This window comes from Sphaerospermopsis sp. FACHB-1194 (assembly GCF_014696235.1).
GTDB lineage: Bacteria > Cyanobacteriota > Cyanobacteriia > Cyanobacteriales > Nostocaceae > Sphaerospermopsis > Sphaerospermopsis kisseleviana.
Genome location: NZ_JACJPU010000010.1, coordinates 91,947 through 118,834, shown reverse-complemented (window position 1 = coordinate 118,834; position 26,888 = coordinate 91,947). Strand labels below are relative to the sequence as shown.

The window sequence follows — 26,888 nt, the reverse complement described above, 5'->3', positions numbered from 1 at the left end:
GATAACATAATTGATAAAAACTTTTTTCTTTTAAAGTTTAATCCGCCTCCAATCTCTGAAACCCAATCATCAACAGCTAACCCACGACTCAAACAAAATGTTTCCATCGCGGATACTTGGTTTCTGAGTTCGGGTTTTTGGCTACTCGAAGAAACTCTACAATAAACAACTACTTTTCGTTTTGAGTCTACAGGTTTTAATCCCTGGGTAATCAGTAAATCATCTTCAGTATAAAAACGATGCCCCGACAATGTTCTTTTGGCTGGAAGTCTTCCTTCAACATCCCATCTTTGCAAGGTCTTGACTGAAACTCCGATTTTTTTAGCAAATTCATGAGGTTTAAACATAAAGTCACTCTTATGTTTGTCTATGAGTGTACAGGTTTGTCTATTAAATTGTCAACTTAGGACAAGCTCTACATTCTTTTTCAGAGAGGTCTAATTAGTTAAATTCGTGACTTTTTCAAACCTTGGATTTCTGAGGGTGTAAGGTTGCGCCATTCACCTAGTTGTAAACCAGTTAATTGTAAGTGAGCAATACTCACCCTGATTAATCTTAAAGTGGGAAATCCTACCGCAGCAGTCATGCGTCGCACCTGGCGGTTTTTCCCTTCTGTGAGAGTCATTTCCAGCCAAGCTGTAGGAATATTTTTCCTAAATCTAATCGGGGGGTTGCGCTCACTCACTATAGGTTCTTCTGAAAATAGTTTAACTTGGGCGGGGCGAGTTCGGTAATCTTGAATTTCTATTCCTGTGCATAGTTTTTGGATAGCTTCTGCATCAGGAATGTTTTCTACCTGCACCCAGTAGGTGCGTTTATGCCCAAACCGGGGGTTAGCAAGACGATGCTGTAACTGTCCATGATTAGTTAACAACAATAAACCTTCACTGTCCCAGTCTAAACGCCCCACAGGATAAACATCAGGCACATCAATATAGTCTTTCAGGGTAATGTGTTTAGGCGATTCTTGGGTAAATTGACTCAGGACACCATAGGGTTTATGAAAAATAATATACTTAAATTCATTGGTCATTATCTTGAAAAAAAAACGGAGAAGGAGGGATTCGAACCCTCGTTGAAGTTTCCCCCAAACAGACTTTCCAGGTCTGCGCCTTAAACCACTCGGCCACCTCTCCAGGTGTCATGAATTTTCATTCTAAACCAAACTTGTAAAAAATGCAATGATTAGATCAAAGATTTTTACAATAAATCTACAATCTCACATTCTCTAGCAAAAATCAAGATGGTTCAGACCCATACAGTCAAAGTTCACAACCGCCAAACAGGCGTATCACATACCCTGCAAGTTCCAGAAGACCGTTATATTCTGCATACAGGGGAAAATCATGGCATAGAACTGCCTTTTTCTTGCCGGAATGGGGCTTGTACAACCTGCGCTGTCAGGGTAATCTCAGGAGAAATTTACCAACCAGAAGCTATTGGTTTATCCCCAGATTTACGCCGACAAGGTTACGCTTTGTTGTGTGTGAGTTATGCTCGTTCTGATTTAGAAGTAGAAACACAAGACGAAGACGAAGTTTATGAACTTCAATTTGGGCGCTTTTTTGGTAAAGGCAAAGTCAAAGCGGGTTTACCTTTAGATGAAGATTAGAGGCAAATAATAAACAATGAAGATTGTCCCAAGGTGCAGCTACTTACAGGCTAAAATTGCCGTATTAGTATCCTATTTGGGTATTTGGGCGCAAAAAGTAGCAATTTTATCTTGTTTGTTGTTGTTGGTCAGTTGTCAAGGCAAAAATCAGCCAGCAAACATACCCACAGTAGTCACAGTAGCGCGGGTTGTCAGCGGACAAACTTTAGAAGTGCTGGGATTGGGAGAACAACCAAATATAACTTCCCAAGTCCGCTTAATCGGTTTAGATGCGCCTGATTTACGTCAGCGTCCTTGGGGCGAGGATGCTAAAGCACTTTTAGAAAAGTTAATTAATGATGGTGATGGCGGGAAAAAATCTCTCAAGTTAGAGTTTGACCTGGAAACCAAAAACAGGTTTGGGCAAATCTGGGCTTATGGGTGGAAAGATCAGGTGTTTTTGAATGAACAAGTGATCAAACAAGGGTATGCTCTATTTGTGGGGCGATCGCCTAATCACAAATACAATCAACGCCTAGAAAATGCCCAACTTTGGGCAAGACTGATGGGACAAGGTATCTGGAACCCAGAAAACGCCATGCGTCAAACTCCTGGTGAATATCGGCGGATGAATAAGTGATTGGTGATTGGTGATTGGTGATTGGTGATTGGGTTATTAATCCTTCCCATCTCCTAGAACTCCTAGAACTCCTGAACTCCTAGAACTCCTGACTCCTGACTTCTTGAACTCCTTCTCATGACTAACTTACAAATTTTTCTCGATATCGCTACCGAAGCTGCCTTATCTGCTGGTGTGGTTTTGCAAGATTATTTAGGTAAAGTAGAGGATGCTATTACCGAAAAAGGCAGACCTGGTGATTTAGTTACCGCTGCTGATAAAGCTTCTGAAAAAGTGATTTTGGAAATTATCAACCGTCACTTTCCCCAACATTCCATCCTCGCGGAAGAATCAGGAAAATTGGGAAATCAAACCAGTGAATATCTCTGGGCTATTGACCCTCTAGATGGTACAACTAACTACGCCCATCAATATCCCTGTTTTGCTGTTTCCATTGGTTTGTTTATTCAGGGAGTGCCAAAAGTCGGTGTAATTTATGATCCTTTCCATAATGAATTATTCCGGGCTGCTGCTGGTTTAGGTGCAACACGCAACCGCAGACCTATCAAGGTTTCTCAAACTTCTGAACTGAGTAAAAGTTTGTTAGTAACAGGATTTGCTTATGACCGCAGGGAAACCAAGGATAATAACTATGCAGAATTTTGTCATCTTACCCATCTTACCCAAGGCGTAAGGCGTGGCGGTTCTGCTTCTCTAGATTTAGCTTATGTTGCCTGTGGCCGTGTGGATGGTTATTGGGAAAGAGGTATTGCACCTTGGGATATTGCTGCTGGTATAATTTTAGTTCAGGAAGCTGGGGGTCAGGTGACAGCTTATAATGGTGGAGATTTACAAATTGATTCTGGGAGAATTTTGGCTACTAACGGTTATATTCATAACAGTCTGAGTCAGAAACTAATGCAAATTTCGCCTTTGTCAGCTTGGTAAGATGAGGAAAATAGGTGAGTAGTTGTTAACTCAATATTACTGACAGGGTAAACTATAAAAAATTGCTGCTAGGTTGCAATATTTCTATATGTCTATCAAAATAGATGGCGAATTATTTAAATATGATTTTATAGATCATCACGCAGTTTTGTGTGTTCCAGTTGATGCGAGTGCAGGTGAAGTTCGCAAACGTTATCTGAAAATTGCCCGTCGCTTGCACCCAGATAGTGCTGCTGTGATCAAAAGTCATGAAAAAGAGCAAGTCCTAAGTTGGCAATGATATATTTACGGCAAAATCAGCTAAAAATGGCTAAAATTTACTTTGAAAATGCCCTGAAATTAGATCCAAATGACAAATTAGCTTTGGAATGGAAGCCTAAACTTGATAAAGTTTTAGAAAATCAATCTGGTACTCATCAGGGAAGGAAACCTGCCAATAATGGAGATACCCAACCCGATAAGTCTAGAAATGGTGGTTTGTTCGGTGGTTTGTTTGGTGGGAAGAAAAAATAATGGTGTATCAACCAGCAGCGGGAGCTAGGGATTTATTACCCTTGGATGTGGCTCAAAAACGCTGGATTGAAGATAGATTACAACAGGTTTTTCATCGTTGGGGATATCACAGGATTATCACCTCAACGCTGGAACGGATGGATACGCTGATGGCAGGTGAAGCAATTCAGCGCCATAAGGTCATACAATTACAAAATGGGCAAGATGAGGAATTGGGTTTGCGTCCAGAACTCACCGCTTCTATTGCTCGGACTGTAGTTACTCGCATGGCTGAAGCAGCCTATCCCCAACGGTTGTATTACAATGCTAATGTATTTCGCCGCAACTGGGAAAAGCGCCATAATCAGCAGCAGGAGTATTATCAAGCTGGGGTGGAGTTGCTGGGTGCGGACGGTTTACTGGCAAATGCAGAAGTGCTTTTGTTGGTAGCTAATTGTTTAGAAGCTTTATATTTGCGTGGATGGCAGTTGATTTTAGGTGAGGCGGGAATTACTAAATCTCTGCTGGATGCTTTTCCGGCTAATATCAGAAGTGAAGTGAGAAATGCGATCGCTAATTTAGATCGTGTAACTCTCGATACTTTACCTCTGAGTGAAGAATTGCACCAACGCGCTAGAATCATGTTAGATTTACGTGGTAAAAGTGCTGATGTGCTGCAAAAAGTCAGCAGTTTAAATTTAGATGCTGACCAACAAGCAGCGGTAAATAACCTGAAATCCCTGGTAGAATTACTGGAATCAGAAGGTAAATTTTCTTTGATTCTGGATCTCAGCTTGATTCAAACTATTGACTACTACACAGGAATTGTGTTTGAAGTAGTTAGTGATACTGAAGGTCAGGCGTTAGTTTTAGGGCGTGGTGGTCGTTATGACCAACTTTTAGGGCTATATCATCCCCAAGGGCAAAATATTCCTGGGATTGGTTTTGAATTAAGCATTGATGATTTATACCAAGTTTTAGCATCGAGTCAGCAATTACCGCAAAGTATTCCTGCAAGTAACTGGTTAGTAGTTCCAGAAGATCAAAATGCTGATGCTGCTGCTTTTGCTTATGCCCAAAAATTACGAGATTCTGCCCATTTAGTGCGGGTAGAAATGGATTTGGGGGGAAGGGATGCCGAAGCAATTCGGAACTATGCACGCGATCGCTCTATCGCCCAAATAGCCTGGATTAACTCTGATGGTACACCCACAATTGAAGCAGTTAGTTAACAGGTAATACAGCCATCAGCCGTTAGCTATCAGCCGTCAGCTAATGTTAATCTTTACCTTTGCGGTTCTTTTCCTGTTATTCGTTGATTAATAAAAGCTGAAAGCTGATCACTGAAAGCTGATTACTTGCGTTAATATTACAAATTGTTAACTTAGAAACTGCTGATTCAATCAAGAGAGGGGAACGAGAAAATGCCACATACAATAGTAACGGAAGTTTGTGAAGGGGTTGCTGACTGCGTAAGTGCTTGTCCTGTAGCTTGTATTCATGAAGGACCAGGTAAAAACATTAAAGGTACAGATTGGTACTGGATAGACTTTGCTACCTGTATCGACTGTGGCATCTGTTTACAAGTTTGCCCAGTAGAAAACGCAATTTTAGCAGAAGAACGCCCTGAATTGCAGAAAATTTCAGAATAGGTGATTGGTGATTGGTGATTGGTGATTGGGAAAAAACTTTACCTATTACCTATTACCTATTACCTATTACCTATTACCTATTACCTATTCCCTGTTCCCTATTCCCTATTCCCTATTCCCTATTTCTTATGACTAATAACTATTTATTAGAAGTTGAAAATGTCCATGCTGGATATATTAAAGATGTCGATATATTGCAGGGTATTAATTTTCGAGTTGAAAGAGGAGAATTAGTAACTGTAATTGGCCCTAATGGTGCTGGTAAATCTACGTTAGCAAAAACAATTTTTGGACTTTTGACACCCCACACAGGTACGATTACCTTTAAAGGGGAAAAAATTAATGGTTTAAAATCCGATCAAATTGTGAAAAAGGGAATGTGTTATGTTCCGCAAATTGCCAACGTTTTTTCATCATTAACAATAGAAGAAAATTTAGAAATGGGGGCTTTTGTGCGGAATGTTCCCCTGAAACCTTTGAAGGATAATATATTTGCAATGTTTCCCAGATTGAGCGATCGCCGTCGTCAACGTGCAGGAACTTTATCAGGTGGAGAAAGACAAATGTTAGCGATGGGTAAAGCTTTAATGTTAGAACCTAGTTTATTATTATTAGATGAACCTTCCGCGGCTTTATCTCCGATTTTGGTAACACAGGTATTTGAACAAATCAAACAAATTAATCAAGCTGGTACTGCGATAGTTTTAGTAGAACAAAATGCTAGAAAAGCTTTAGAAATGGCTGATACAGGGTATGTGTTAGAATCAGGACGTGATGCAATGTCTGGACCTGGGAGAGAATTATTGAATGATCCAAAAGTGGGAGAATTATATTTAGGTGCGGGAGGACATTAAATAAAGAGTCAGGAGTCAGGAGTCAGAACTATGCACATTGAAAAATTACATTTACAGAATTTTCGAGGTTTTCAAGAACTGAAATTGAAACTTCCTCCAGATTTAGCTGTTTTCATTGGATCTAATGGTTCAGGTAAATCATCTATTTTAGATAGTATTGCTATACTTTTGTCAAGATTTATATTTGAATTACTGCCCAAGAAACCTTACAAAAAGTTAGATTTTGATTTAACAGAGGATGATATAAATATAAATGCACATAGAACACAAGAATCTATTCGCATTGTAATTTACTCAGATATAAAAATGTCTTGGGATATTTCCAGAGATAGAGATGAATTTAAATCTATAACAAAGAAAACAGAAATTAATCAGTATGTTTCTCACGTACATCAAGAATTAAAACATCAACCTAATTTATCCATACCATTATTAGTTTATTATCAAACACAGCGAATAGTTATAAACTCTGGTTTTGGAAAAAGAGTTATTAGTAAACCTAATCAATTTGATGCTTATAAATCGTCATTTTCAAACAATATCAACGATTTTAAAGATTTTTTTGATTGGTTTAAAGAAGAAGAGGAATATGAAAATGAAATTCGATTAAGAGAAAATAATAGCTTTAGAAATAGCAACCTTGAAATTGTTAGAAAAGCTATAGAAATATTTTTAGAATCTTTCCCCAATAGCCAATTCGTAAACCTTCATATTGCTCGTGTAAGTAGTAGTAAAGAGTTAAGTAGTCATCGTCTTAATAATCCTTCATTAGTTATCGAAAAAAATGGTGAAATTTTTAAACTAGAGCAACTTTCCGATGGTGAAAAAACCTTATTGATGATAGTAGTTGACATTGCCAGAAGGTTAGCAATTTTAAATCCTAGTATTACTGATCCTTCAGAAATACTGCAAACCGGAACAGGAATAATATTAATTGATGAAATAGATTTACACTTACATCCTCAATGGCAAAGAATAGTCATTCCTAGTTTTAGAAGAACATTTCCCAACTGTCAATTTATTGTTACTACTCATTCACCTCAAGTTTTGAGTGGAGTAAACAGAGAAAACGTATTTATTTTAGAAGATGGAAAAGTTTTAGAATTTACGCCCCACACATTTGGTAGAGATAGTAATTCAATTCTGTTTGAAGTTATGGGTGTAGAAAAAAGACCTGTGAAAATGCAAGAGAGAATAGACGAATGTTTTAAAATGATAGATAATGATAACTTAGAAGCAGCGAAACTAGAATTACAAAAATTATCTGAATTATTAGGAAATAATGATCCAGATATGATTCAAGCCTATACACTTATTGACTTTTTAAGCAGAGTAGAATGAAACGTATTATTAAAGGTGCTGAACCTCCATGTCTTTTAAAATATCGTCAGACACAGGATGCAAACTATGATGATTATCGTCCAAAAGAACCTTTAAAAAGGGCATTATTAGCAGAACAAGGTTATATTTGTTGCTATTGTATGCAACGAATATCTATAGATAATATGGAAATTGAACATAATAAACCTCAAGCTGATAATCCACATTTACAACTAGACTATAAAAATCTAATAGCTTCTTGTTCAGGTAATAGAGGTCAAGGAAAAAAGAATTTACATTGTAACGCAAGAAAAGGAGATTATGAAGGAACACATAGAAATTATAAAATGAATCTTAATCCAGTAGATAGTAATAAGAATTGTGAAAATCAGATCAAATATAGTTCTACTGGAAAAATATTATCTATATGTGATGATGAAACTATTAATCATGAATTAAATGAAGTTTTAAATCTGAATTATCAAACTATTAGAGAAAATCGTAAAATAGCTTTAGACACAGTAATTACAGTGTTAAATAAAAAATTTCCTAACAAAACATGGTCACAAGAAGCTATTAAAAAGAAACTAGAAGAACTAAGTAGCAAAGATGCAGATGGTAAGTATAGTCCATACTGTCAATCTATTGTTTGGTATTTAAGCAAAAGATTAAATAACCCTTAAACCGTGTAATTTGGTACTCTAGAATCATAATTAAATCTGATATGTTTTGAAAAACAGTACAGATTTGAGATAAAATCATGAGTAGAATTAACGGTTTTGTAGGTCGTCGTCACTTCTTAAAAATCGCAGGTTTAACTACATTAAGTATTGGTAGTCTGACTGCTTGTAATGAAATCATTAATAACCGTTCAGAAATTATCATTCCTCAAAAAAATCCCAATCCTAACCCAGTCAGTGCAACAGAAGCACAAAAAAGATTAATAGCAGGAAATAAAAGATTTTACAATCAAAATCGCCGATATCCTAACCAAACAAAAAGACGTTTACAATCAATTTCGGAAACACAATATCCCTATGCAGCAATATTAGGATGTGCAGATTCTCGCGTACCACCAGAATTAATTTTTGATCAAGGATTAGGAGATTTATTTGTTGTGCGTGTAGCTGGTAATATTGCTAGTGATGAAGCTATTGGTAGTTTAGAATATGCTACCACAGCCTTAGGTACACAATTAATTGTAGTGTTAGGTCATAAAAACTGTGGTGCAGTTGCAGCAGCAATCAGAAACAAACAAGTACCGGGAAATATTGATACTATTGTTGATGGTATTCAACCAGCAATATCTGAAAATCAAGAGAGAGATAATGATACTAATAATGATATTAATAATGATATTAATAATAATGATATTAATAATGATAGAGATGCTGTCATTAGTAACATTCAATTTCAAACAGAAAAAATGCAAAGAAGTTCACCCATTTTAGAGCAGTTAATCAGCGCAGATAGATTAAAAATTATCGGTGCATTTTATGATATTGATACAGGTAAAGTTAATTTTCTGTAAAATCTATGTAAAATCTATGTAAAATTTATGTAATATGCAACAATATGTAATAATATGTAATTAATAGCTAGATTAGCTTTTGAATATCTTAATTACAGAATCTATGATTTATGAAGATTTTAAAAATTAATGATCAAAACTTAGAAAGTATCAATCTTCATGCTGAAAAAACCTACCCTGATGAATGTTGTGGGTTAATACTGGGTTATCTCAGTCATGACGTGAAAACTGTTGTAGAAGTAATACCTACAGAAAATGTATGGAATACGGAAAAAGATAATTTTACAGAAAACCAGGAAGAATATAGTACCAGAAGAAGATATGCGATCGCTCCCTTTTTCATGTTACAAATACAAAAGGAAGCGAGAAACCGCAATTTAAATATAATTGGTATTTTTCATTCCCATCCTGACTATCCCGCTATCCCCTCAGAGTGGGATAGAATCTATGCTTGGCCAGAATATTCTTATATTATTGTATCAGTGAATCAGGGTAAAGCAGGTGAATTAAATAGTTTTTGTTTAGATGAAAATCATCAGTTTCAAGCTGAAACAATTGAACGTATAATTTTAGCAACTTGACGTTAACTAAGATCCAAGAATTAGACTCTCTAAAAAACCCATTTCTAATTCTGAAGCAGGTTTACCACCACCACCTGCTAATAAATTTAAATATTTTCGCAACAAGTGTTGCATATTGGGAGTACGATATTGAGGACTAATTTGGGATAAGGCATTTTCCCAATTAATTTTAGTGGGGATGTTACCATATCCCGCAAAATATATAGCTTCTCTAACTAATTTATCTAATTCTGCTCCTGAATATCCGGCGGTTTTATCTACGAGATATTCTAATATAGAGGATGGAGTCGGTGGTAATTTATAAGCAGTAATTCGCTTTTGTAAAATCTGATATCTTTCTTCTGTGTTAGGTGGCATAACTATGAAAATTTCATCAAATCTTCCAGCACGAAATAATTCGGGAGGTAATTTTTCTCTATCATTAGAAGTGGCAATGAAAAAGATCGGATATTCGTGATCATTTAACCATGATAAAAATGTCCCAAACTGTCTCGTACTAACTCCTGAACTATCACCCCCAACCCCCGCAAAAGCTTTTTCAATTTCATCCATAAACAGGATATTTGGTGCTGATGCTTCTATTGCTCTGAGTGCTTGAAAAGTGTTACTTTCTGATTCTCCTACCCAGCGAGATTGTAAGCGAGCAATTTCAAAATTAATCTGCGGTACACGCCATTGTTGAGCGATCGCTCTAGCTATAAATGTTTTACCACAACCAGGAAAACCTTCTAATAAAATAGCACGCGGACGTAATTCTGGCTGGGAATCTTGAGCAAACCAAGACTCTCGACTATAAATCCATTCTTTGACTTTACTTAATCCTCCCACATCTCTTAAACCTTGACCAGAGGGAGCATAATATTCTAAAACTCCAGTTTTTCTAATTTCCTGTTTTTTAGCTTCTAATAATAATTGTCCAGCAGCTTCTGGATCTGTCCACAAATTGCGAGATGTTGATAATTTAGCTGATAAAATAGCCGCTTGTAAAGGCATTCCTTGAGCCTGTTCTGCTAATCTCCAAGCATCTGCTTCCGCTAAACCATATTTTTCTACAGCAACACTGAAAACATTATCATATAGTTCTTCTTCTACAGGTAAAGGTAAATCTATAATATGTACTATATTGCGAAGAATAGTCGGAATAGTCCAATCTGCACCAATAATAACTAATGACATTCTTACTACAGGTCTTTTTTGGTCTATTGCTACTATTAATTCTTTTAATCTTCGTGCTATAAAATAGTCATCTGGACGTAATAAAACAGACCAATCTGGTAATAAATAAGTATGTTGTTTAGATGAATTTTTACTTACTTGGTCTTGTAAACGACTTTGTAAAATATCCAAAGATTGTAAAATCGGATTACCCGTTGTATCAAGTGCATTACCCATCCTTTTCCATTCTGCTTGATTTGCAGATGTGGGAATTTCTAATCTTTGTTGAAAACCTTCTGTACTACTCCACTGTGCTAATTCTCCATCTTGAATATCTCCAGTATTGAGAATGGCTAAATGAGCATCAATCACACAACGAATAGCACGACTTTCTTCTGATGTTCTCAAGAAAATTAACGGATAACGGGACTTTAATAAATCCTGTAATTCTTGCTGACATTTATTGTATGGTAATTCAGGTTTCATATTTTTACATTCCCTATTTTTCTAATTTACTAAAAATCTGCTTTGTTGCTATCTGTACGAATATCTGGAGATGAATTTTTTTGTGTTTCCACTGGTGTTTCCGCAGGATTAATTTTAGTTGTATTTTGAATAACAGGATTAGGAGTTTTCACTGGGTTAACTACAGATTTCGGAGGTGTTAATGGTTGTTTACTAGGTTGTTTAGCTGGTGCTGCAATAGTTTGAATGGGAGGAACAACAGATTCTAATCCAATAGCTGAATCTAATGGTAAATCAAGAGTAACTATAGTTCTATGACGACCAAGTTTGATATCAGAAATCCAGTTAGCAATAATCATAGATAAGTTAGCTGCTTCAATCTTTCTTGCTGACTGTTTTTCAATAGTTTGACTAATATTAAATCGGGGAGTTTCTTGACGAAAATAATCTTCAGGATAGCTTTCATGTAGTCCATTCAAATTAATAGAGTAGCTAATTTCTTTGTTTCCTGCTTGTGGTATTCTGATAACTAAAGTATATTCAGACATAATGAAAACACCATTATTAATAGATTTTGTATGACTAGGGAATCTCACTTACCTAGTGGAAATTTTAGCATCTTGGCGTAAAAATATAGAAGTGAAGAATGATATCAGTGATGACGAGAGGGATTTAATTATGAGCTTATCACCAGCATATCTCAAACAAAGAGAAGAATGGCGTAAAGAGGGATTAGAAGAAGGACTACAAACGGGACTACAAACAGGATTGCAAACAGGATTACAAACGGGATTACAAACAGGATTACAAACAGGATTACAAACGGGATTACAAACGGGAAGACAAGAAGGACTACAAGAAGGACTGCGTTTAATAGTAGAGAGTTTATTAACAGCGCGGTTTGGTAATTTAGATCAGGAATTATCTGCTGTTGTCACTCCTATCATCGAACTTTCTCTTGCAGAAAGAACTGATTTATTACTTAATTTATCTCAGTTGTCGCGTGAGCAATTATTGGCTAGAGTCAATCTAGGTTAAACGGTCTTCTGTAGTCTTCTGTAGGTTGGGTTAAGCAAAGCGCAACCCAACTTATATCATAATTTAGTAAATTTAGTAAATTTAGTAAATTTACTAATTGTGTTAAATCCAACGTTCAGCTTCATCTTTTAGTTGTTTGCTCCAACCTTTAAACCACCATAAACCACCACCTAAAACTCCTAACGTGAAAACTAGAATAATTAACCGATCTGGAATTAAAGGTAGTTTATAAAATGATATATTAGGCATTCTAATCTTTACAGGTTCAGCATTCAAATTCAGTTTTCTGCTAGAGGAATTAATACTAACTTGTACTTGATATTCTTCTCCTGGTATGGCATTGGGTTGTTTAAATTGCACTTCATATTCTCGTAATGCTTTAAAAAAAGTTTCTAAACTATTTACCGCTTCATTAGCATTTTGGGGAAATTTACTAATACCTCCTGTTAATTCGGCAATTTGTTTTAATCTGGGTTGGTCTACAATATAATTGTAGATATCACCTGAAGAAAGTTTACAGGATTGAATTAAATCAACTGCTTTTTTTTGCGCTAATAAACTATAAGGAATGTTGCAATTAATAGCACGATCTCTTAGCTGTCTTAAAGACTCTCCATAGCCTAAAGTGTACACCCTGACTGTAGCATATTTTTGAAAGATTTTTGTTAAATTTTCAAATTGTTGATCTTCTGTACCTCGATTCCTATTATGATAACCATCAGATAGTAAAATCACAGCTAATTTCGGCGGAATTGGTTCATCATCATTATTTAAATTGCGGTTAGCATTTGCTTTTCTGGTAAATTCCTGGGAGTTGTTACCTAAATATTGTACCGCTTCTTTTAAAGGGTCATATAAATTAGTTCCTGCATTAGTGGGAGAAGAGGCTAAATCAGCTACTCTTTGATCTAAATCCGGTGAATTTGCTGGTAATAAGTTTCGCGCAATTATTTCTTGGTTGACTTCATAATTATCTTGAGGTTTATTAGATTCTCCAAATGGTACTAGAGAAATATGTACAGGTAAATTTTTCTCCCGCACTAAATTAATAAATCCTTGAATCGCACGAATCGCACCATCTATTTTTTTAACTTTACTAGCATCTTTAACTTTCATACTCCCACTCATATCTAAAAGAATGACAACATAAGCGGGATCTGAAGTTAATTGTTCTCCTGGGGGAATTAATTTCAACCGATTAACTTCTGAGTATTGGAGATTAATAGGAGTACCTTCGCTTTTAGCTGTAATTCTGGCAGTTTCTATTTTAAAATCAGATGTTTGTAGACCTTCAATGGGAATATTATCATCATTCACCACGCTAACTTTTAAATTGACAATATCACCATCTGTAGGACGGGGAGATACTTCAATTTTAGAACTAGCAAGAACTGGTAAAGGTAGAAATCCCAGTAAAAAAGCCACAATTCCTAATTTAAGCTTGGGGGTCAAGAAGGCGGTTATAGAAAATGAATCTGTAGAATTTTTCTTCATCGTGTTCATGGTAAAGGGTTAAAATTTGGTTATGTTTAAGAGTGGTAGTTTTACTTTCTGCTAAAAATTTTTGTTGAATGCGTACAGCATCTTCAGCTAAAGCACGAATAATTACTGTACCAGAATTAACTTGTAAAGATGCACATCTTTCTGGTAAATGAGGAATATAAATATCCGCGTCGTCACCTGAACCAATGATTAAAGGTTTCTTAGTTTTTGCTGGTAATTGAATAGAAACACCTTCTTCAATATGTTTGTAATCATCATCGGGAATAAATTTTAAAGATTGATTATTTAAAGCTGGTCTAAGTATTTGTGTTGGACTGGTATGAATAGTTTGGATTTGAGTATTTGCAGCTTTTCGACTGCGGGGTTTCTTTTTAGCTTCAAAACCTGTTCCTGCTCTCAATGCTACTTGATAAGTAGGTGTGGATGCAAAAGACAAACCTAATCCTAATAATGCACCAAACAAGAAAAAACCAAAGGGTTCTTGATATTGACCTAATGCTCTGTTAACTCCTTCACAAAAACTAGCAGCAAAAAATCCTGCACCTGCACCAAATAATGTACTTTGAATAATGCGTTGAATGACTCTATTACCTGTTCCTTCAATACTTCGCCAACTCCAACTAATACTTTCTGCTAAACCAGCAAATGCACCAATAATTAGCCAAGAAATGATTCTGACAAAACCTCCAGACCAGTTACTTGCTAATAGCATCCAGTTGAAAATGCTGAGGACTAAACCCAGAAATGCACCAACAAGAAATACTTTTTTTAAGGATGTGCGAGAAAGAACTCGCCAATTAGCTTGATAACGGGTAGGGTTGCTGATAAAAATTTCGGCAATTATCATTCCACTAGCTATGCAGGGTGTGACAATTACTAATAAGATTATGTAGGGAGGAAGATTAAATCCTTGGGGAATAAATGGCGTTAAATAAGCGCCTATTTCTTGCCAGATTATTTGGCTAATACTCCAGCCTATTAAGGCGGAAAATATACCGGATAGGGTGTAAAAGCCGGCTCTCATGGGAAGGGTGTTCATGGGTTATTTATATTATGTTTTTAGTGATTTAGTAACTGGTAAAATCTCTATCCTTAGCTGTTACACATTCACCATACAAAGTGTATTTTGTTGATTTACAAAATTCTAATTTTTTCTTCCTTTCATCAAACATCTTTTTGTCAGTGCTTTCTAAAATATATCTAATAGCTAATTTAGCTTGTTCTTTAGCAGATTTATTTTCTGGGTCATTAGGAACAAAATTAGTCATAATTTTAATTCGTTGTGTTTCTTGAGTATATTCATAGCATTTTTTAAAATTTTCATAACTTTCCATAACATTTACATTTGAACAACTTTGTTTTTTTAATATTGCTTGGATGTCAAAACTTCCTACTAAAAATGCAACTGCTACAAAAATATATATAAAACTAAAAGCAGCTTGTATATTGAAATACCTTATTTTAAGTGGATTACCTGTTAATGTAATAGCAGTAATTGTGAATATTAAATATGTTAATACACGAGGTATAATCAGTGCTGGCCAGTGTTTAATAAAATTAAAAAAAATGAGAGTACCAGCTAAAAAAAATAAAAATCCGAATATAGCTTTACCACCACCATCTCCTGTATTATTATGATGATGAATTGATTGAGTGAAATATACTTGTCCCAACATTGTTTGATTTGGTACACCAAATAAACGTGATCTGATGTCTGGGGAAAGACTATTCCGAATTTCTGGGGGAATGTCCCTCCCAATATTTCCACTCATGCGATACAGAAATTCAGATAAATCTTTTTGTTGTGTTTTACTAAAGATAATAGCTAAACTCTTATAGTTTCCATAATAAGAACGTCTATTCTGTTCATGAATATTTTTTAGATTCGGTATAATATCTAAAATTTGTTGCCAGAAATTTATCACTGATGGGTAATTATTAGCTTCTTCATGGTTTTCATCTAAAGTTATTTTAGCAACAATTTCTGCATATTTTTGGAAATAATCTTGCCAAATGCTTTGAGATTGGGTTAACAAATAATCAATTTTTTGAGCTAATATTTTAGATCCATTGCTATCAATTCTTTGATCTGGGTGTATTATTTTATCTAGCAAAAAAGAAATGCCATAATATATAGCATCTTCTAATTTCTGTCTGACTTTAACATCTGAATAATTATAACTAGCTTCTAACAAAATTTGTTGAAAATTTGCAGGTTCATCATCTTGTGGTACACTTAGTAAATTTATTACTTTTTCCCTAAAAGCTTCAAACGGAGATGTTTTTTTAGTTTCAATCTCCAAGGAATTTACCATATCTAATAGCCATTTTTCAGATGATTTATCATTAGGTGCGATAAGGTATATTAATTGTGGGTAACTGTCAGATATAGATGCGTTTTTTAAAGTTCTTCTATCTATACAATTAGTCCAATCTGCATCTGAATGATCTTTTATATAACCAAATAATTCCTCAATTTTTTTATTAAGACTTAATCTATTAGCTAAACTAACTAAACCTAAACAAGATTTAATCTGTCTCTCAATTGCTGGTGGTATTTGACTAGGTATTTTTGTAGGTAAAGGTGTGGGATTTTCTCGCTGTCCTGAACCAGTAATTTGATTATTATTTGGTACATTATTATAATTATTTTGTTGTACTGGTATTAAGTGATGTTGACGAAGATTCTTAGGTATATCCTCTTGAGTAGTGTAAAAGATAGCTAAAAAACTCTCTGGAGATGCTATTTTATTTACATTCCAAGCCCAAGCATTAGACCAAGCCCAAGCATTAGAATATTTAGCGCGAAAACTAAGGCCTAAAGCTAAATAGTGTAGTTTTATGTATTCAGGTCTTTCATGCCATTCCTGTTTTGTTGCTACAACAGTATGAGGAATTAATTGTAATTTTTCGACTGTTTTCAAAGTTTCTTGTAAAGAAGGTTCTTTAAAGTGCGTTTTTGGATATTCTTGACGATAGTAAAATATTTGTGGTGATGATGACTCAACCAATTCCTCCATCTTAAACTTCGGCTTCGGCTCTTGTTGATCACTCCACCAAGATATTAGAGTTAAGATACCATCAACATCTGGAGATGATTTTTCTAACCAAAAATATTTATACCCGATAGTAGGACGACCACCATCATCTAGTTGTCTATTAGCAACAGCTAAAACCGCATATTTATCATTTATTTCTCTCGCAATCAAAGCAAAATCATCTTCTTCTGGTGGATAATTATCATTCAGAGCAAAATAACCATTAATCACTACTTGACGAATTTCTTCAGGAACTTCTCGATTCCAACGAGTGATTTTTTCAAAAGCATAACCACCAGATACATAACGTTGATATACATCTGACCAACGGACGTTATCAAATGCTCTACAAAATTGGTAAATGGGAATACCTGTCATTTTATCTTCTCCTCAATTTCTCTTATTTGATATCTCTTAATTGATTATCTTCCTTACCCGTTGCTAACCAATATAAAGGCGCAACTAAACCTAAAGGTCGCCATACTCCTGGTTTATCAATTACTCCATAAGTTCCACCCGCATCTCTACTTTTTTTCCTGAAATTTGGTCTTGGTGGTGTTCCTTTTATACCAAAGGTAGAACAAAAAAAGTAATTTGTAGAACATCCCCAATTATTACGCCATTTGTTTAATGTAGTTTTAACATTGGGAAATTTTAAGCCCAGGAAAGTGTCTATATTCTGCCAATAACCTGAAGCTGGAGGTTGTTCACATTTAGTAAATACTACAGCTATTCGGTAGTTCTGTAATCCTCCATTATTAATACTTAATCGTTCATTTAATTCTCTTTGTAAATTCTCCAATGCTTGAGCATATTCTTTATCAGATGTTTTGGTAGCAGTGCTATCTATGAGTATCAATAACCCCGACGCAGTGGCACAATCATCTAAATAACTAACCAAATGTGAGCTAGGGTTGGCAATATTCTTTAACTCTTTGATCAGTTCTCCTGAATATTCTCGACAGGATACTCGTAATCTGATCGGTTGATTTCTTAAAGCTGGGAGAGGATGATTGAGAAATTTAGCTTTTAAGGTAATTAGTAAGGTGTATGTTGGTAAGTTCTCAGCGTCTCCACTACCATAATCTGTACCTGCTAATTCTTTTCCATCTTCTAAAATGTCCTGAGCTATATTAATTAATTCCCCAGCTTCATCGTTATAAGGATCAACGGAAACAATGGGACTGTCTGATTTAGCATTTGGCCAACGAGCTAAGGCAGCCATAAAAGCTGTTTTGCCAGAACGACGGGGACCAATAACCCGGAAATCCTGGTTTCCACCGATGTCAAGGGGAAGATTAGAGGCGTTCGTCATGGAATACCCTCCCTGTGCTTAACCAATAAAGTGGGGAAATTAAACCAAAGGGTTTCCACGCATCCTTATCTCGTAAATAGGCGCTGAACTCGGCGGAACTGCCATCATCGGGTATATAACGATTAGGACGAGGATCATGTTCTCCCAAGCGATCGCTCATTATCCCAAAGGAAGAACAGGCAAAAAAACGTAATCTGTCAGGTGGCAATTTCTCTTTCAAAACTTTATAGGTTTCCTGCAAACGAACTTTAAATAAATCTTCTTCAGCATCTAAACGACAAGGCCAAATTTCCCCTCGTTCACATTTACTCATCACTACTGCTACTCTCAAATTATTTAAAGTTTCATTCACTCCAGCTTGCTCAGATAATTCTGTCAAGAGTTTATATAAAGCAGGTGCATAGATTTTTTGATCATTGGTAGCTTCCCAATCTGTGAGCATAATCATCCAACTTGGGGAGGTTAACCAATCTTCTAAATATTCTGCAAACTCAGATGCTCTACTGGGGTAAGCAGCACATTCAAATGTTTCTCCTGCATAATCCTTGACAGCTAAATTTAATGTAATTCCTGGTGAATTTTTACTAGCTGGGATTTGAATTTCAAAAGAAAAATATGGTTCATTACCAATATCATTACCCGTAAAAACTGCACCTTGTTCTAAAATATTTTTAGCTGCACCAATCAGTTCCTCAGCATCATCGGATGCTGGGATAATTTTCAAACCCGGAAATTGTTTTTTTAACTCATCGGGTAGCCTTAATAGTGAAGCTAAATAAGTGGTTTTTCCAGATTTACGTGAGCCAATGATTCTAATATCATTGCCTATAGATTGTTTTTTAAGTTTCAGGACTGTACTTTGAGTCATAAAATTATTGTATTGAAATTATTGATAATATCAGAATCTATGGATCAGATAAGGAGCAAGATACAACCAAGGTAATTCTAGTAATTCTTGATTTTCAGTAGTAGTAATAAAGAAGTTTGTCCGAGAACCAATTTCTGTACTTTTGTATTTACGAATTACTTGATTTGCTACCCCAAAATATGCGTCAACTACATGATCACTATATTCATACCACGGTGCTGCACCTCCTCGATCTGGCTTATATCTCCAAGTTTTTCCTTCTGATTCCACATCACAAAATAAATCCGCTTTATGCAGGGCAATAATTATGTGTTTGACTCGTTGGCAATTTTGTTGTAAAAAGTCAAACCAGTTCTGTAAACCATTCACCCATTGATCAGCATTAGGTAAAGGATTCATTGCTGTTGGTTGTAAATAATCAGGAGCTAAATTTATCCGAGTGCTAGATACAAGACTTTGGTGAGGAGGTAAGATTAAAATTACTGCTTTACTTTGTTTAACTTTATCTTCCATTGCTTGCCAAGCAGAGGGAAAATCTCTTCTTAGTTGGGGGTTACTCCAAAATTCTCCAGGGGTATCTATCCATAAAATATTTAGTTGTCTTGCACCAGTCGCTGGTAAATCTACCTCCATGTTTAATGTTCTGGTGTTTAATTGATCTGTACCTGCGATTTCCTTGGTGTCTGGATTATACAAGTCCATCGCCAATATTTGCCCATCGGCTATTTGTACATATTTGCCATTTTCTGCCAATGCTCGCACCATGCTGGTTTTACCAGTTGCGCGATCGCCTATCACTACAATACTCATCTAGTTTCTACTCCTCCCTGATCAACTTGCGGATATTCCACGGGAAAACCCGTATACGTTAAAGTATCTGAACCTAATACCCACTCCTGACGAGGTATATTCACCACATCAGCCTCTACAATTCTACCAGATAAAAAATGCAATGTTTGATTATTTGAACCTCTTAGTGGTTGATTACTAATTTGCTGTTGTATAAACAAGCCATCTACTAATAAATCTATATGATTTAAGAACTCTTGGCTACCAGGAATATTATTTAATTGTAATCGTTCTAATTGATACCCTGTCCAACAAACTACCGTTTTACCCACAGATTGCACTCGACGCGCTAAATCTGCCAAAGCCACCGCTTGAGCGAATGGTTCACCACCGGAAATAGAAATACCTGCTAAATCTGGTAATTGTTGGAATTTTTGCCAAATTTGCTCAACTGTCACCACCTGATTTAACTTAAATTCCAAATAGTCGGGATTTTGACAACCCACACAGCGAAAAGGACAACCTTGCACCCAAATCACCATGCGATGTCCTGGACCATTGGCAGAGGACCGGGGCAACCAATCGGCTATATTTACTAATAGAGGTTGTGTCATAATTTTAACTATTTAATTTAACTATTTAATTTAACTATTCAATTAATATCCCTGACTTTCTGAACGGCGTTCAGATGTATCAGCTTGATAAAATTCTGTAGTAGTTTTCACTGACATAATTCTCATATCCAAATTACACCATTCCTGATCAACAGGTTCACCATTCCATTCGCTCCATTCCACCTGATAACCTTGCTGTTGAAACAGTTGAATCACATCAAAAGTACGATTAGCACAGGAAGACTCACCTTCTTGATCATGGGGACCTGCTAAGTCAATTTGTTGACCATCAAACTGTATCCGCATTTGAGTATTTGCCCCCTCATGGGTTTCAATTTCTATAATGACATCACCGTCATCAATTGCACAAATTTGGGCAGTATAACCAACTTGCTGCCAAGATGCTACTAAATTATCCGCCGCAGTTTGAATTTGCTCAATTTGCGACTCATAATTACTAATTTCTTCATGTATGGTTGCTATGTCTTCATCCCTAAGACTGTGCCAACTATTACACATAACATTAATTTTAGTTTGTAATTGTTGAGTGACACTTTCAGGAAGACGAGACTCTAAATTTGCTAATCTTGATTGTATAAAATCAAGCTGTGCTGTCACCTCACTTTTCATCTGTTGAGTTGCCTGAATCCGAGCATCATCTAATACTTGTAAGTATCTCTGAGCTTCAGTTAAATTATGATTCTGTAATGCTATTTCTGTTTTCTGAATAGCTTGTTGAACACTTACAGCATCTAATAATTCTTGATCTACCAAAATTTGATATTCTGACTGAATACTCGGTAATTGCCTCAGTAAACTCTGCACCTGTCTTTGTGCATCTTGAGACAAAGCTTGCTTGACTTCAGCATCTATTGTTACTTTGGTTATACTTGATTTCACTTCTTCAGGTTCTGCAATAATCATCTTTTTTACCGCACCAGAGCGACTTTTTGCGCGAATTTGAGTAATTTTTTGTTGTATATTTTGTTCCCTTTTGATAGCTGCTTCTCTTTCTTGCCGTTTCCGTTCTTGGTAAGCTTGCAATGCTGAGGTGATACCATCAAACAATCCTGGTTGTGATTCAGTAGAAATACCAGCAGTGACGTTAAAAGTTTTTCTGCCACTCATATTTTATTTCCTGCTAATTGCTGAATTAAATTAATCCTGGTGCTTTTTTGAACTTAAAACTTTGAACTTAAAACTTTGAACTTAAAACGAAATTTAGCCAAAATTTAATTTTTTCCATGTTATTACATTTCATGTCAACAAAGCAACATACTTAACTAAAATCGTGATTTTTATTTACATAATTCAGCGGATAGTAAATTTTTAATAAAATTTTTAATATTTTAATAAATTAACCACTCTTTTACTCTCTGCGTCTTTGCGTCTTTGCGTGAGCTAATATAATTTAACCGCAAAAAGTGCGATCGCCCCCTTCCCAGTCCCCAACGTGATATAATTCCCCCAGCCAAAAAAATAGAACTCATAAACTGAACCAACTTTGAGTTAATATTAATACTCTGAGATTCTGCATTTTCTTACTATGCTAAATCCTAATCTGGATGAAATCCAGTTAACGAAAGACGACTACGAACGCTACTCCCGTCATTTAATCTTGCCCGAAGTGGGTCTAGAAGGACAAAAACGCCTCAAAGCTGCCAGTGTATTATGTATAGGTACTGGTGGACTTGGTTCGCCATTGCTGTTATACTTAGCAGCCGCAGGTATTGGCCGCATCGGTATTGTTGACTTTGATGTGGTTGATTTTTCTAACTTGCAACGTCAAGTTATCCACGGCACATCCTGGGTAGGTAAACCCAAAATTGAATCCGCAAAAGACCGCATTCACGAAATTAACCCCTATTGTCAGGTTGACTTATACGAAACTCGTCTCAGTGCGGAAAACGCTTTAGATATCATTCGTCCTTATGATGTCGTCGTTGATGGAACTGACAACTTCCCCACACGCTATTTAGTTAACGACGCTTGCGTATTATTAAACAAACCTAACGTTTACGGTTCAATCTTCCGTTTTGAAGGACAAGCAACCGTCTTTAACTACGAAGGTGGTCCTAACTATCGTGATTTATACCCCGAACCACCACCACCAGGAATGGTCCCTTCCTGTGCAGAAGGTGGAGTGTTAGGAATTTTACCGGGAATTATTGGCGTTATCCAAGCGACGGAAACGGTAAAAATTATTATTGGTAAAGGTACTACTCTCAGTGGGCGTTTAATGTTGTACAACGCTTTGGATATGAAATTCCGAGAGTTGAAATTACGTCCTAACCCCATCCGTCCGGTAATTGAAAAACTGATTGACTACGAAGAATTTTGTGGTATTCCCCAAGCAAAAGCAGCAGAAGCGAAGCAACAAATGGACATTCAAGAAATGACCGTTACGGAATTAAAAGCATTAATTGATAGCGGGGCGCAAGATTTTGTCCTGTTGGATGTACGTAACCCCCACGAGTATGAAATTGCGAAAATTCCTGGTTCTGTCTTAGTACCATTGCCAGAGATTGAAAATGGTGATGGTGTTACTCAGGTAAAAGAATTACTTAACGGACACCGTTTAATTGCCCATTGTAAAATGGGTGGACGTTCTGCCAAAGCTCTGGCTATTCTCAAAGAAGCGGGTATAGTGGGAACTAACGTTAAAGGTGGCATTAATGCTTGGAGTTTGGAAGTAGATCCTTCTGTGCCACAGTATTAAATTGGGAATTGGTGATTGGTGATTGGTGATAGGGGACTGGGGACTGGTGATTGGGGAAACAGGAAATATTTATCTTTCTCCTGACTCCTGTACGGGCGTTCGCGAAGCGTGCTGGAAGCATCAGCATTCGGAAAATAGGCTTGGACAAAAATTTATAATTAGTCGCCCGAATGCTTCGCCCCTACCACTCCTGACTCCTCCCATAAAACTTTTTTCCCACACCTTACCAATTGCACTTTTTCCGGTTAAAATAGTATATCTGTTCCAATCAAGAACCCAACGCAACTTTCTTAAATCCTATATTTAGAGGCTCTAATGGCAACCAACACAGCGGATACTGGCAAGCAAAAAGCACTGAATATGGTACTCAACCAGATTGAGCGCAGCTTTGGTAAAGGGGCAATTATGCGCTTGGGTGATGCTACCCGGATGCGTGTAGAAACAATTTCCACAGGGGCGCTAACACTGGATTTAGCTTTGGGTGGTGGTTTACCCAAGGGAAGGGTGATTGAGATTTATGGACCGGAAAGTTCTGGTAAAACTACAGTAGCTCTTCATGCGATCGCAGAAATACAAAAAAATGGCGGCATAGCTGCTTTCGTAGATGCAGAACACGCATTAGATCCCACCTACGCAGCTGCACTAGGTGTAGATATTGAAAATTTACTGGTTTCCCAACCGGATACTGGTGAAGCAGGTTTAGAAATCGTTGATCAGTTAGTACGTTCCGCCGCCGTTGATATAGTTGTCATTGACTCCGTAGCCGCCCTAGTACCCCGTGCGGAAATCGAAGGTGATATGGGTGATGCTCACGTAGGTTTACAAGCACGATTGATGAGCCAAGCCTTACGGAAAATTACAGGTAATATTGGTAAATCTGGTTGCACAGTTATATTTATTAACCAATTACGGCAAAAAATCGGTGTCACCTACGGTAGTCCAGAAACCACAACGGGCGGTAATGCGTTGAAATTTTACGCTTCCGTGCGTCTAGATATTCGCAGAATTCAAACCTTGAAAAAAGGTTCTGATGAATTTGGTAATAGAGTAAAAGTGAAAGTTGCCAAAAATAAAGTTGCACCACCCTTTAGAATTGCCGAATTTGACATTATCTTTGGTAAAGGAGTTTCTACCCTTGGTTGTTTAGTGGACTTAGCAGAAGAAACCGGCATTTTACTGCGGAAAGGTGCGTGGTACAGTTACAACGGTGATAATATTTCCCAAGGTCGAGATAACGCCATTAAATATCTAGAAGAAAAACCAGATTTTGCAGAAAAAATTAAAGAACAAGTCCGCGGGAAATTAGATCAAGGCGCAGTAGTTTCTGCTAATTCTGTTTCTAAATCTAATGAAGAAGATGATGAAGAAGAAATGGAATTAGACGAAGAATAAAAACCCTATTTTCTTTGATCTCGTTCCCAGTCTCAGACTGGGAATGCTATTACAGAGGCTCTGCCTCTGTTTTTTTATTGAAGGCAGAGCCTTCTATAATTCATTCCCATACAGAGTATGGGAACGAGAAAATACAGAATATGGGAACGAGAAATGTTAAAATTCTACAGTTTCAAATTCAAAAATAGAAATCAGACGATCATCAACATAAACTTCTATTCTGTGTTTACCAAGAGGATCACCAGGAGCGATTTTCCAGTAATTTTCAATCACACCATTTTTAACTGTTTGCGTCCGCGTTGTGATGGCTGTACTACCATCCGCAGATAGGGAAAAATTCTCATCCTTCTCCGGTGTAGCCCAAGTTTCTGGGGCTTTTGGTAAACGTAAAACTTCCCGCCATTTGACTTTACCCTGGTAATTTTGTAGTGTCATTCTCCAACCATAAGCATCACCTTTTTTTAAAGGTACTTTGGTGGTGGGAAAAAAATTAGCTTTACCTTGGGAGTCTACTATTCTCACTCCAAATTCAGATTTACTAACATTAATCTGTTTACCATTAACTAATTGAGAAACTTCTGGGGGTGCTTCCGCTAAAACTGTATTCCTATTTTGCAAATTTGTAGGTAAAAAGGCAACCATCAACCACAGAGAAGTTAGCAAAAACCTAAAAAACGAAATTCTCATAAGCATTTTTGGCAGATATTATATTAGTCATTAATTCTATTATTTTTAGCCCTAGTCCGGTTGAAGATGTGAAAATTATTGGACTGTAAATTGTTCGTAAATTGTTCGTAAATTGTTCGTAAATTGTTCACATTCACAGTTGCAGGACTTATGCAAAATAGAAGGAAAGTAGGGGTAATTCATGAATTACCCCTACCCAAGAATCAGGTTGTTAGTACAATATTTTTAGTACAATATTTTTAGTACAATATTTTTAGTACAATATTGCGTAAGTCCTAACTTGTGTAAGTTGAATATTCAATCCCTTCAATCCCTGCAACCTACTGATATACTGTAAGTATATCTACGGTAAGACTTTCTAAGTGGACAGTAGGATCAGCTAAATTATATTAAGTCAGTTATTCCTCATTTATCACGAAGCGCAAATAGCTTACAATTAGTCATAATCAAGTATCAAGATTAAAGCAAAAGGCAATCTGAGTTGTTATCCTTATTTTTAATCCATCTACCAAATAATATCAGGGAAACAAAAAATGAAAAACATTTTAATTATTGAAGATGAAGTTGAAATCAGAAACAATATCCAAGAAATTTTAGAACTCTCAGAGTTTGATACACTAATTGCAGAAAATGGCTTACAGGGTGTGCAATTGGCTAAAGATAAACATCCTGATTTAATTATTTGTGATTTGATGATGCCCGAGTTAGATGGCTATAGTGTCTTAACTCAACTTCGTCAGGATTTTTCTACTGCAACCATTCCTTTAATTTTCTTAACTGCTAGAGCGGATAAATCAGATTTACGTCGAGGGATGGAACTTGGTGCAGATGATTACCTAACTAAGCCTTTTCATCCAGATGAATTACTACAAGCAATTAATACTCGATTGGATAAACAAGCAATAGTAGATGAACGAACTCAAAAAAAATTAAATGATTTAAGCAGTTCTATCAGTCATTCACTTCCCCATGAAATCAATACTCCTCTGAATCATATTTTAGGATTCTCAAATTTATTGATGCTTGAGGAAAACCTTTCCCATGAAAATCTGGAAATTTTAGGATCCATTCATCAAGCTGCTCTGAGGTTACATAGACTAACTATTAACTTCCTGATGTATGCAGACTTGGAATTAATAGCATCTGATCCAGAAAAAGTGGAACGGCTTCGTAATAATGGAGTCAAAAGTTTTGTCAAATCAACTATGAAAAATGTAGCTGTACAAATTGCTGAAAAAGCACATAGAACAGCAGATTTGAGTATAGAAATATCTGATGCAATAGTCAAAGTTTCTCCTGTCAGACTCAGTAAAATTGCTGAGGAAATAATTGATAATGCTTTGAAATTTTCTCTACCTAATACACCAGTAAAAATTATCGGCTATAGCAGTAATAATTCCTATCATTTATATGTGATTGACTACGGCAGAGGAATGACCAAAGAGCAAATTTCTAGAGTTGGGGCTTATGTCCAGTTTGAACGTAAAATGTATGAACAACAAGGTTCTGGACTGGGATTATCAATTGCTAAGAGGTTAGTGGAACTGCATGGAGGAAAGTTTTTAATTGAGAGTATACCAGGAGCAGAAACTATTATTAAAATTATGCTTCCCCAGTGATAATAACATTATGATCAATTGATAATGGATAATTGACAATTAATAAGTAGGTGGGCGCTAAAAATTGTCCTGATGACAGGCAAGAGGCAAGAGGTTTT

29 protein-coding genes, 1 tRNA gene and 1 pseudogene are annotated in these 26,888 nt (G+C 36.3%); 15 read left to right on the top strand and 16 right to left on the bottom strand.

The window, feature by feature from the left end; all coding sequences use genetic code 11:
• From H6F45_RS08835 to H6F45_RS08825, 3 genes are all read right to left on the bottom strand, one after another.
• On the bottom strand, window positions 1-347 hold a 347-nt coding region (locus tag H6F45_RS08835; RefSeq protein WP_190346971.1), incomplete at its 3' end, for a MerR family transcriptional regulator.
• 98 nt (window positions 348-445) lie between these two features.
• A complete protein-coding gene (locus H6F45_RS08830) occupies window positions 446-1,033 on the bottom strand; it encodes an rRNA large subunit pseudouridine synthase E (RefSeq protein WP_096566465.1) in 588 nt (195 codons plus the stop codon).
• Window positions 1,034-1,049: 16 nt separating this feature from the next.
• A tRNA-Ser gene (locus H6F45_RS08825) sits at window positions 1,050-1,136 on the bottom strand.
• Window positions 1,137-1,243: 107 nt separating this feature from the next.
• On the opposite strand from H6F45_RS08825, the gene H6F45_RS08820 reads away from it, so the two are divergent.
• From H6F45_RS08820 to H6F45_RS08770, 11 genes and pseudogenes are all read left to right on the top strand, one after another.
• Window positions 1,244-1,612 (top strand): 2Fe-2S iron-sulfur cluster-binding protein, encoded by a 369-nt coding sequence (locus H6F45_RS08820; protein ID WP_096566463.1) that lies wholly within the window; start codon window positions 1,244-1,246, stop codon window positions 1,610-1,612.
• 16 nt (window positions 1,613-1,628) lie between these two features.
• A complete protein-coding gene (locus H6F45_RS08815) occupies window positions 1,629-2,231 on the top strand; it encodes a thermonuclease family protein (RefSeq protein WP_137667089.1) in 603 nt (200 codons plus the stop codon).
• A 117-nt stretch (window positions 2,232-2,348) separates the two neighbouring features.
• Entirely contained in the window at window positions 2,349-3,158 is an 810-nt protein-coding gene (locus H6F45_RS08810) for an inositol monophosphatase family protein (protein ID WP_137667088.1), read from the top strand.
• Between the two features lie 88 nt (window positions 3,159-3,246).
• Window positions 3,247-3,671, top strand: a pseudogene (locus tag H6F45_RS08805) (DnaJ domain-containing protein).
• Window positions 3,671-4,882, top strand: coding sequence for an ATP phosphoribosyltransferase regulatory subunit (locus tag H6F45_RS08800; protein WP_137667087.1), 1,212 nt, complete (start codon window positions 3,671-3,673; stop codon window positions 4,880-4,882). The pseudogene H6F45_RS08805 and the gene H6F45_RS08800 overlap by 1 nt, the downstream one beginning before the upstream one ends.
• 192 nt (window positions 4,883-5,074) lie before the next feature.
• Window positions 5,075-5,302, top strand: coding sequence for a ferredoxin family protein (locus H6F45_RS08795; protein WP_096566455.1), 228 nt, complete (start codon window positions 5,075-5,077; stop codon window positions 5,300-5,302).
• A 128-nt stretch (window positions 5,303-5,430) separates the two neighbouring features.
• On the top strand, window positions 5,431-6,156 hold the full coding sequence (locus H6F45_RS08790; protein ID WP_096566453.1) for an ABC transporter ATP-binding protein: 726 nt from the start codon (window positions 5,431-5,433) through the stop codon (window positions 6,154-6,156).
• A 30-nt stretch (window positions 6,157-6,186) separates the two neighbouring features.
• Entirely contained in the window at window positions 6,187-7,497 is a 1,311-nt protein-coding gene (locus tag H6F45_RS08785) for an AAA family ATPase (protein ID WP_190346970.1), read from the top strand.
• Window positions 7,494-8,159, top strand: a complete 666-nt coding sequence (locus H6F45_RS08780; RefSeq protein ID WP_190346969.1) for a retron system putative HNH endonuclease — start codon at window positions 7,494-7,496, stop codon at window positions 8,157-8,159. The genes H6F45_RS08785 and H6F45_RS08780 overlap by 4 nt, the downstream gene beginning before the upstream one ends.
• 77 nt (window positions 8,160-8,236) lie before the next feature.
• Window positions 8,237-9,007, top strand: coding sequence for a carbonic anhydrase (locus tag H6F45_RS08775; RefSeq protein WP_137667084.1), 771 nt, complete (start codon window positions 8,237-8,239; stop codon window positions 9,005-9,007).
• Between the two features lie 110 nt (window positions 9,008-9,117).
• Window positions 9,118-9,588 carry a M67 family metallopeptidase gene (locus tag H6F45_RS08770; RefSeq protein ID WP_137667083.1) on the top strand — a complete coding sequence of 157 codons (471 nt, stop codon included), beginning with the start codon at window positions 9,118-9,120 and terminating at the stop codon, window positions 9,586-9,588.
• 6 nt (window positions 9,589-9,594) lie between these two features.
• On the opposite strand, the gene H6F45_RS08765 is transcribed toward H6F45_RS08770, so the two are convergent.
• Window positions 9,595-11,229, bottom strand: a complete 1,635-nt coding sequence (locus H6F45_RS08765; RefSeq protein WP_190346968.1) for an AAA family ATPase — start codon at window positions 11,227-11,229, stop codon at window positions 9,595-9,597.
• 29 nt (window positions 11,230-11,258) lie between these two features.
• Window positions 11,259-11,756 carry a hypothetical protein gene (locus H6F45_RS08760; RefSeq protein ID WP_137667081.1) on the bottom strand — a complete coding sequence of 166 codons (498 nt, stop codon included), beginning with the start codon at window positions 11,754-11,756 and terminating at the stop codon, window positions 11,259-11,261.
• A gap of 55 nt (window positions 11,757-11,811) precedes the next feature.
• On the opposite strand from H6F45_RS08760, the gene H6F45_RS08755 reads away from it, so the two are divergent.
• Complete coding sequence (locus tag H6F45_RS08755) at window positions 11,812-12,246, top strand: hypothetical protein (protein WP_190346967.1); 435 nt, start codon at window positions 11,812-11,814, stop codon at window positions 12,244-12,246.
• A 102-nt stretch (window positions 12,247-12,348) separates the two neighbouring features.
• Here the strand turns inward: H6F45_RS08755 and H6F45_RS08750 are convergent, their stop codons facing one another.
• The 9 genes from H6F45_RS08750 to H6F45_RS08710 all read right to left on the bottom strand — a co-directional run bounded on the left by H6F45_RS08750 (window position 12,349) and on the right by H6F45_RS08710 (window position 21,863).
• Window positions 12,349-13,671: a vWA domain-containing protein gene (locus tag H6F45_RS08750; protein ID WP_190346966.1), complete on the bottom strand. Its 1,323-nt coding sequence runs from the start codon at window positions 13,669-13,671 to the stop codon at window positions 12,349-12,351.
• A gap of 10 nt (window positions 13,672-13,681) precedes the next feature.
• Window positions 13,682-14,788, bottom strand: coding sequence for a hypothetical protein (locus tag H6F45_RS08745; RefSeq protein WP_190346965.1), 1,107 nt, complete (start codon window positions 14,786-14,788; stop codon window positions 13,682-13,684).
• A gap of 28 nt (window positions 14,789-14,816) precedes the next feature.
• Window positions 14,817-17,165, bottom strand: coding sequence for a hypothetical protein (locus H6F45_RS08740; protein WP_190346964.1), 2,349 nt, complete (start codon window positions 17,163-17,165; stop codon window positions 14,817-14,819).
• Between the two features lie 22 nt (window positions 17,166-17,187).
• Entirely contained in the window at window positions 17,188-18,102 is a 915-nt protein-coding gene (locus H6F45_RS08735; RefSeq protein ID WP_137667077.1) for a hypothetical protein, read from the bottom strand.
• On the bottom strand, window positions 18,086-18,970 hold the full coding sequence (locus tag H6F45_RS08730) for a hypothetical protein (protein WP_137667076.1): 885 nt from the start codon (window positions 18,968-18,970) through the stop codon (window positions 18,086-18,088). Before H6F45_RS08730 ends, H6F45_RS08735 begins: the two co-directional genes overlap by 17 nt.
• Before the next feature lie 30 nt (window positions 18,971-19,000).
• The gene (locus tag H6F45_RS08725; RefSeq protein WP_190346963.1) at window positions 19,001-19,780 is read right to left on the bottom strand and encodes a hypothetical protein; all 780 of its coding nucleotides are present in this window, start codon (window positions 19,778-19,780) and stop codon (window positions 19,001-19,003) included.
• Window positions 19,777-20,373: a 4Fe-4S single cluster domain-containing protein gene (locus H6F45_RS08720; protein ID WP_190346962.1), complete on the bottom strand. Its 597-nt coding sequence runs from the start codon at window positions 20,371-20,373 to the stop codon at window positions 19,777-19,779. Before H6F45_RS08720 ends, H6F45_RS08725 begins: the two co-directional genes overlap by 4 nt.
• A 42-nt stretch (window positions 20,374-20,415) precedes the next feature.
• Window positions 20,416-21,501, bottom strand: a complete 1,086-nt coding sequence (locus tag H6F45_RS08715) for a hypothetical protein (protein WP_190346961.1) — start codon at window positions 21,499-21,501, stop codon at window positions 20,416-20,418.
• 221 nt (window positions 21,502-21,722) lie between these two features.
• On the bottom strand, window positions 21,723-21,863 hold the full coding sequence (locus H6F45_RS08710) for a hypothetical protein (RefSeq protein WP_190346960.1): 141 nt from the start codon (window positions 21,861-21,863) through the stop codon (window positions 21,723-21,725).
• Window positions 21,864-21,919: 56 nt separating this feature from the next.
• On the opposite strand from H6F45_RS08710, the gene moeB reads away from it, so the two are divergent.
• Window positions 21,920-23,092 carry a molybdopterin-synthase adenylyltransferase MoeB gene (gene moeB / locus H6F45_RS08705; RefSeq protein ID WP_096566447.1) on the top strand — a complete coding sequence of 391 codons (1,173 nt, stop codon included), beginning with the start codon at window positions 21,920-21,922 and terminating at the stop codon, window positions 23,090-23,092.
• Here moeB and H6F45_RS08700 read toward each other — a convergent pair.
• Window positions 23,046-23,219 carry a hypothetical protein gene (locus H6F45_RS08700; protein WP_190346959.1) on the bottom strand — a complete coding sequence of 58 codons (174 nt, stop codon included), beginning with the start codon at window positions 23,217-23,219 and terminating at the stop codon, window positions 23,046-23,048. The genes moeB and H6F45_RS08700 overlap by 47 nt on opposite strands.
• 188 nt (window positions 23,220-23,407) lie before the next feature.
• On the opposite strand from H6F45_RS08700, the gene recA reads away from it, so the two are divergent.
• Entirely contained in the window at window positions 23,408-24,484 is a 1,077-nt protein-coding gene (gene recA / locus H6F45_RS08695; RefSeq protein WP_096566445.1) for a recombinase RecA, read from the top strand.
• A 156-nt stretch (window positions 24,485-24,640) separates the two neighbouring features.
• Here the strand turns inward: recA and H6F45_RS08690 are convergent, their stop codons facing one another.
• Window positions 24,641-25,171, bottom strand: a complete 531-nt coding sequence (locus H6F45_RS08690) for a hypothetical protein (RefSeq protein ID WP_190346958.1) — start codon at window positions 25,169-25,171, stop codon at window positions 24,641-24,643.
• A gap of 533 nt (window positions 25,172-25,704) precedes the next feature.
• Here H6F45_RS08690 and H6F45_RS08685 point away from each other — a divergent pair.
• A complete protein-coding gene (locus H6F45_RS08685) occupies window positions 25,705-26,790 on the top strand; it encodes a response regulator (RefSeq protein ID WP_190346957.1) in 1,086 nt (361 codons plus the stop codon).
• Window positions 26,791-26,888: the final 98 nt, after the last annotated feature.

Bases quoted from the DNA above. Each gene is read 5' to 3' on its own strand.
- H6F45_RS08800 (WP_137667087.1), top strand. From the start codon at position 3,671: ATGGTGTATCAACCAGCAGCGGGAGCTAGGGATTTATTACCCTTGGAT.
- H6F45_RS08810 (WP_137667088.1), top strand. From the start codon at position 2,349: ATGACTAACTTACAAATTTTTCTCGATATCGCTACCGAAGCTGCCTTA.
- H6F45_RS08760 (WP_137667081.1), bottom strand. From the start codon at position 11,756: ATGTCTGAATATACTTTAGTTATCAGAATACCACAAGCAGGAAACAAA.
- H6F45_RS08740 (WP_190346964.1), bottom strand. From the start codon at position 17,165: ATGACAGGTATTCCCATTTACCAATTTTGTAGAGCATTTGATAACGTC.
- H6F45_RS08815 (WP_137667089.1), top strand. From the start codon at position 1,629: ATGAAGATTGTCCCAAGGTGCAGCTACTTACAGGCTAAAATTGCCGTA.
- H6F45_RS08785 (WP_190346970.1), top strand. From the start codon at position 6,187: ATGCACATTGAAAAATTACATTTACAGAATTTTCGAGGTTTTCAAGAA.
- H6F45_RS08765 (WP_190346968.1), bottom strand. From the start codon at position 11,229: ATGAAACCTGAATTACCATACAATAAATGTCAGCAAGAATTACAGGAT.
- H6F45_RS08830 (WP_096566465.1), bottom strand. From the start codon at position 1,033: ATGACCAATGAATTTAAGTATATTATTTTTCATAAACCCTATGGTGTC.
- H6F45_RS08715 (WP_190346961.1), bottom strand. From the start codon at position 21,501: ATGAGTGGCAGAAAAACTTTTAACGTCACTGCTGGTATTTCTACTGAA.
- H6F45_RS08690 (WP_190346958.1), bottom strand. From the start codon at position 25,171: ATGAGAATTTCGTTTTTTAGGTTTTTGCTAACTTCTCTGTGGTTGATG.
- H6F45_RS08720 (WP_190346962.1), bottom strand. From the start codon at position 20,373: ATGACACAACCTCTATTAGTAAATATAGCCGATTGGTTGCCCCGGTCC.
- H6F45_RS08770 (WP_137667083.1), top strand. From the start codon at position 9,118: ATGAAGATTTTAAAAATTAATGATCAAAACTTAGAAAGTATCAATCTT.
- H6F45_RS08700 (WP_190346959.1), bottom strand. From the start codon at position 23,219: ATGCTGATGCTTCCAGCACGCTTCGCGAACGCCCGTACAGGAGTCAGG.
- H6F45_RS08775 (WP_137667084.1), top strand. From the start codon at position 8,237: ATGAGTAGAATTAACGGTTTTGTAGGTCGTCGTCACTTCTTAAAAATC.
- H6F45_RS08735 (WP_137667077.1), bottom strand. From the start codon at position 18,102: ATGACGAACGCCTCTAATCTTCCCCTTGACATCGGTGGAAACCAGGAT.
- H6F45_RS08745 (WP_190346965.1), bottom strand. From the start codon at position 14,788: ATGAACACCCTTCCCATGAGAGCCGGCTTTTACACCCTATCCGGTATA.
- H6F45_RS08790 (WP_096566453.1), top strand. From the start codon at position 5,431: ATGACTAATAACTATTTATTAGAAGTTGAAAATGTCCATGCTGGATAT.
- H6F45_RS08795 (WP_096566455.1), top strand. From the start codon at position 5,075: ATGCCACATACAATAGTAACGGAAGTTTGTGAAGGGGTTGCTGACTGC.
- H6F45_RS08780 (WP_190346969.1), top strand. From the start codon at position 7,494: ATGAAACGTATTATTAAAGGTGCTGAACCTCCATGTCTTTTAAAATAT.
- H6F45_RS08820 (WP_096566463.1), top strand. From the start codon at position 1,244: ATGGTTCAGACCCATACAGTCAAAGTTCACAACCGCCAAACAGGCGTA.
- moeB (WP_096566447.1), top strand. From the start codon at position 21,920: ATGCTAAATCCTAATCTGGATGAAATCCAGTTAACGAAAGACGACTAC.
- H6F45_RS08730 (WP_137667076.1), bottom strand. From the start codon at position 18,970: ATGACTCAAAGTACAGTCCTGAAACTTAAAAAACAATCTATAGGCAAT.
- H6F45_RS08685 (WP_190346957.1), top strand. From the start codon at position 25,705: ATGAAAAACATTTTAATTATTGAAGATGAAGTTGAAATCAGAAACAAT.
- H6F45_RS08710 (WP_190346960.1), bottom strand. From the start codon at position 21,863: ATGAGTTCTATTTTTTTGGCTGGGGGAATTATATCACGTTGGGGACTG.
- recA (WP_096566445.1), top strand. From the start codon at position 23,408: ATGGCAACCAACACAGCGGATACTGGCAAGCAAAAAGCACTGAATATG.
- H6F45_RS08725 (WP_190346963.1), bottom strand. From the start codon at position 19,780: ATGAGTATTGTAGTGATAGGCGATCGCGCAACTGGTAAAACCAGCATG.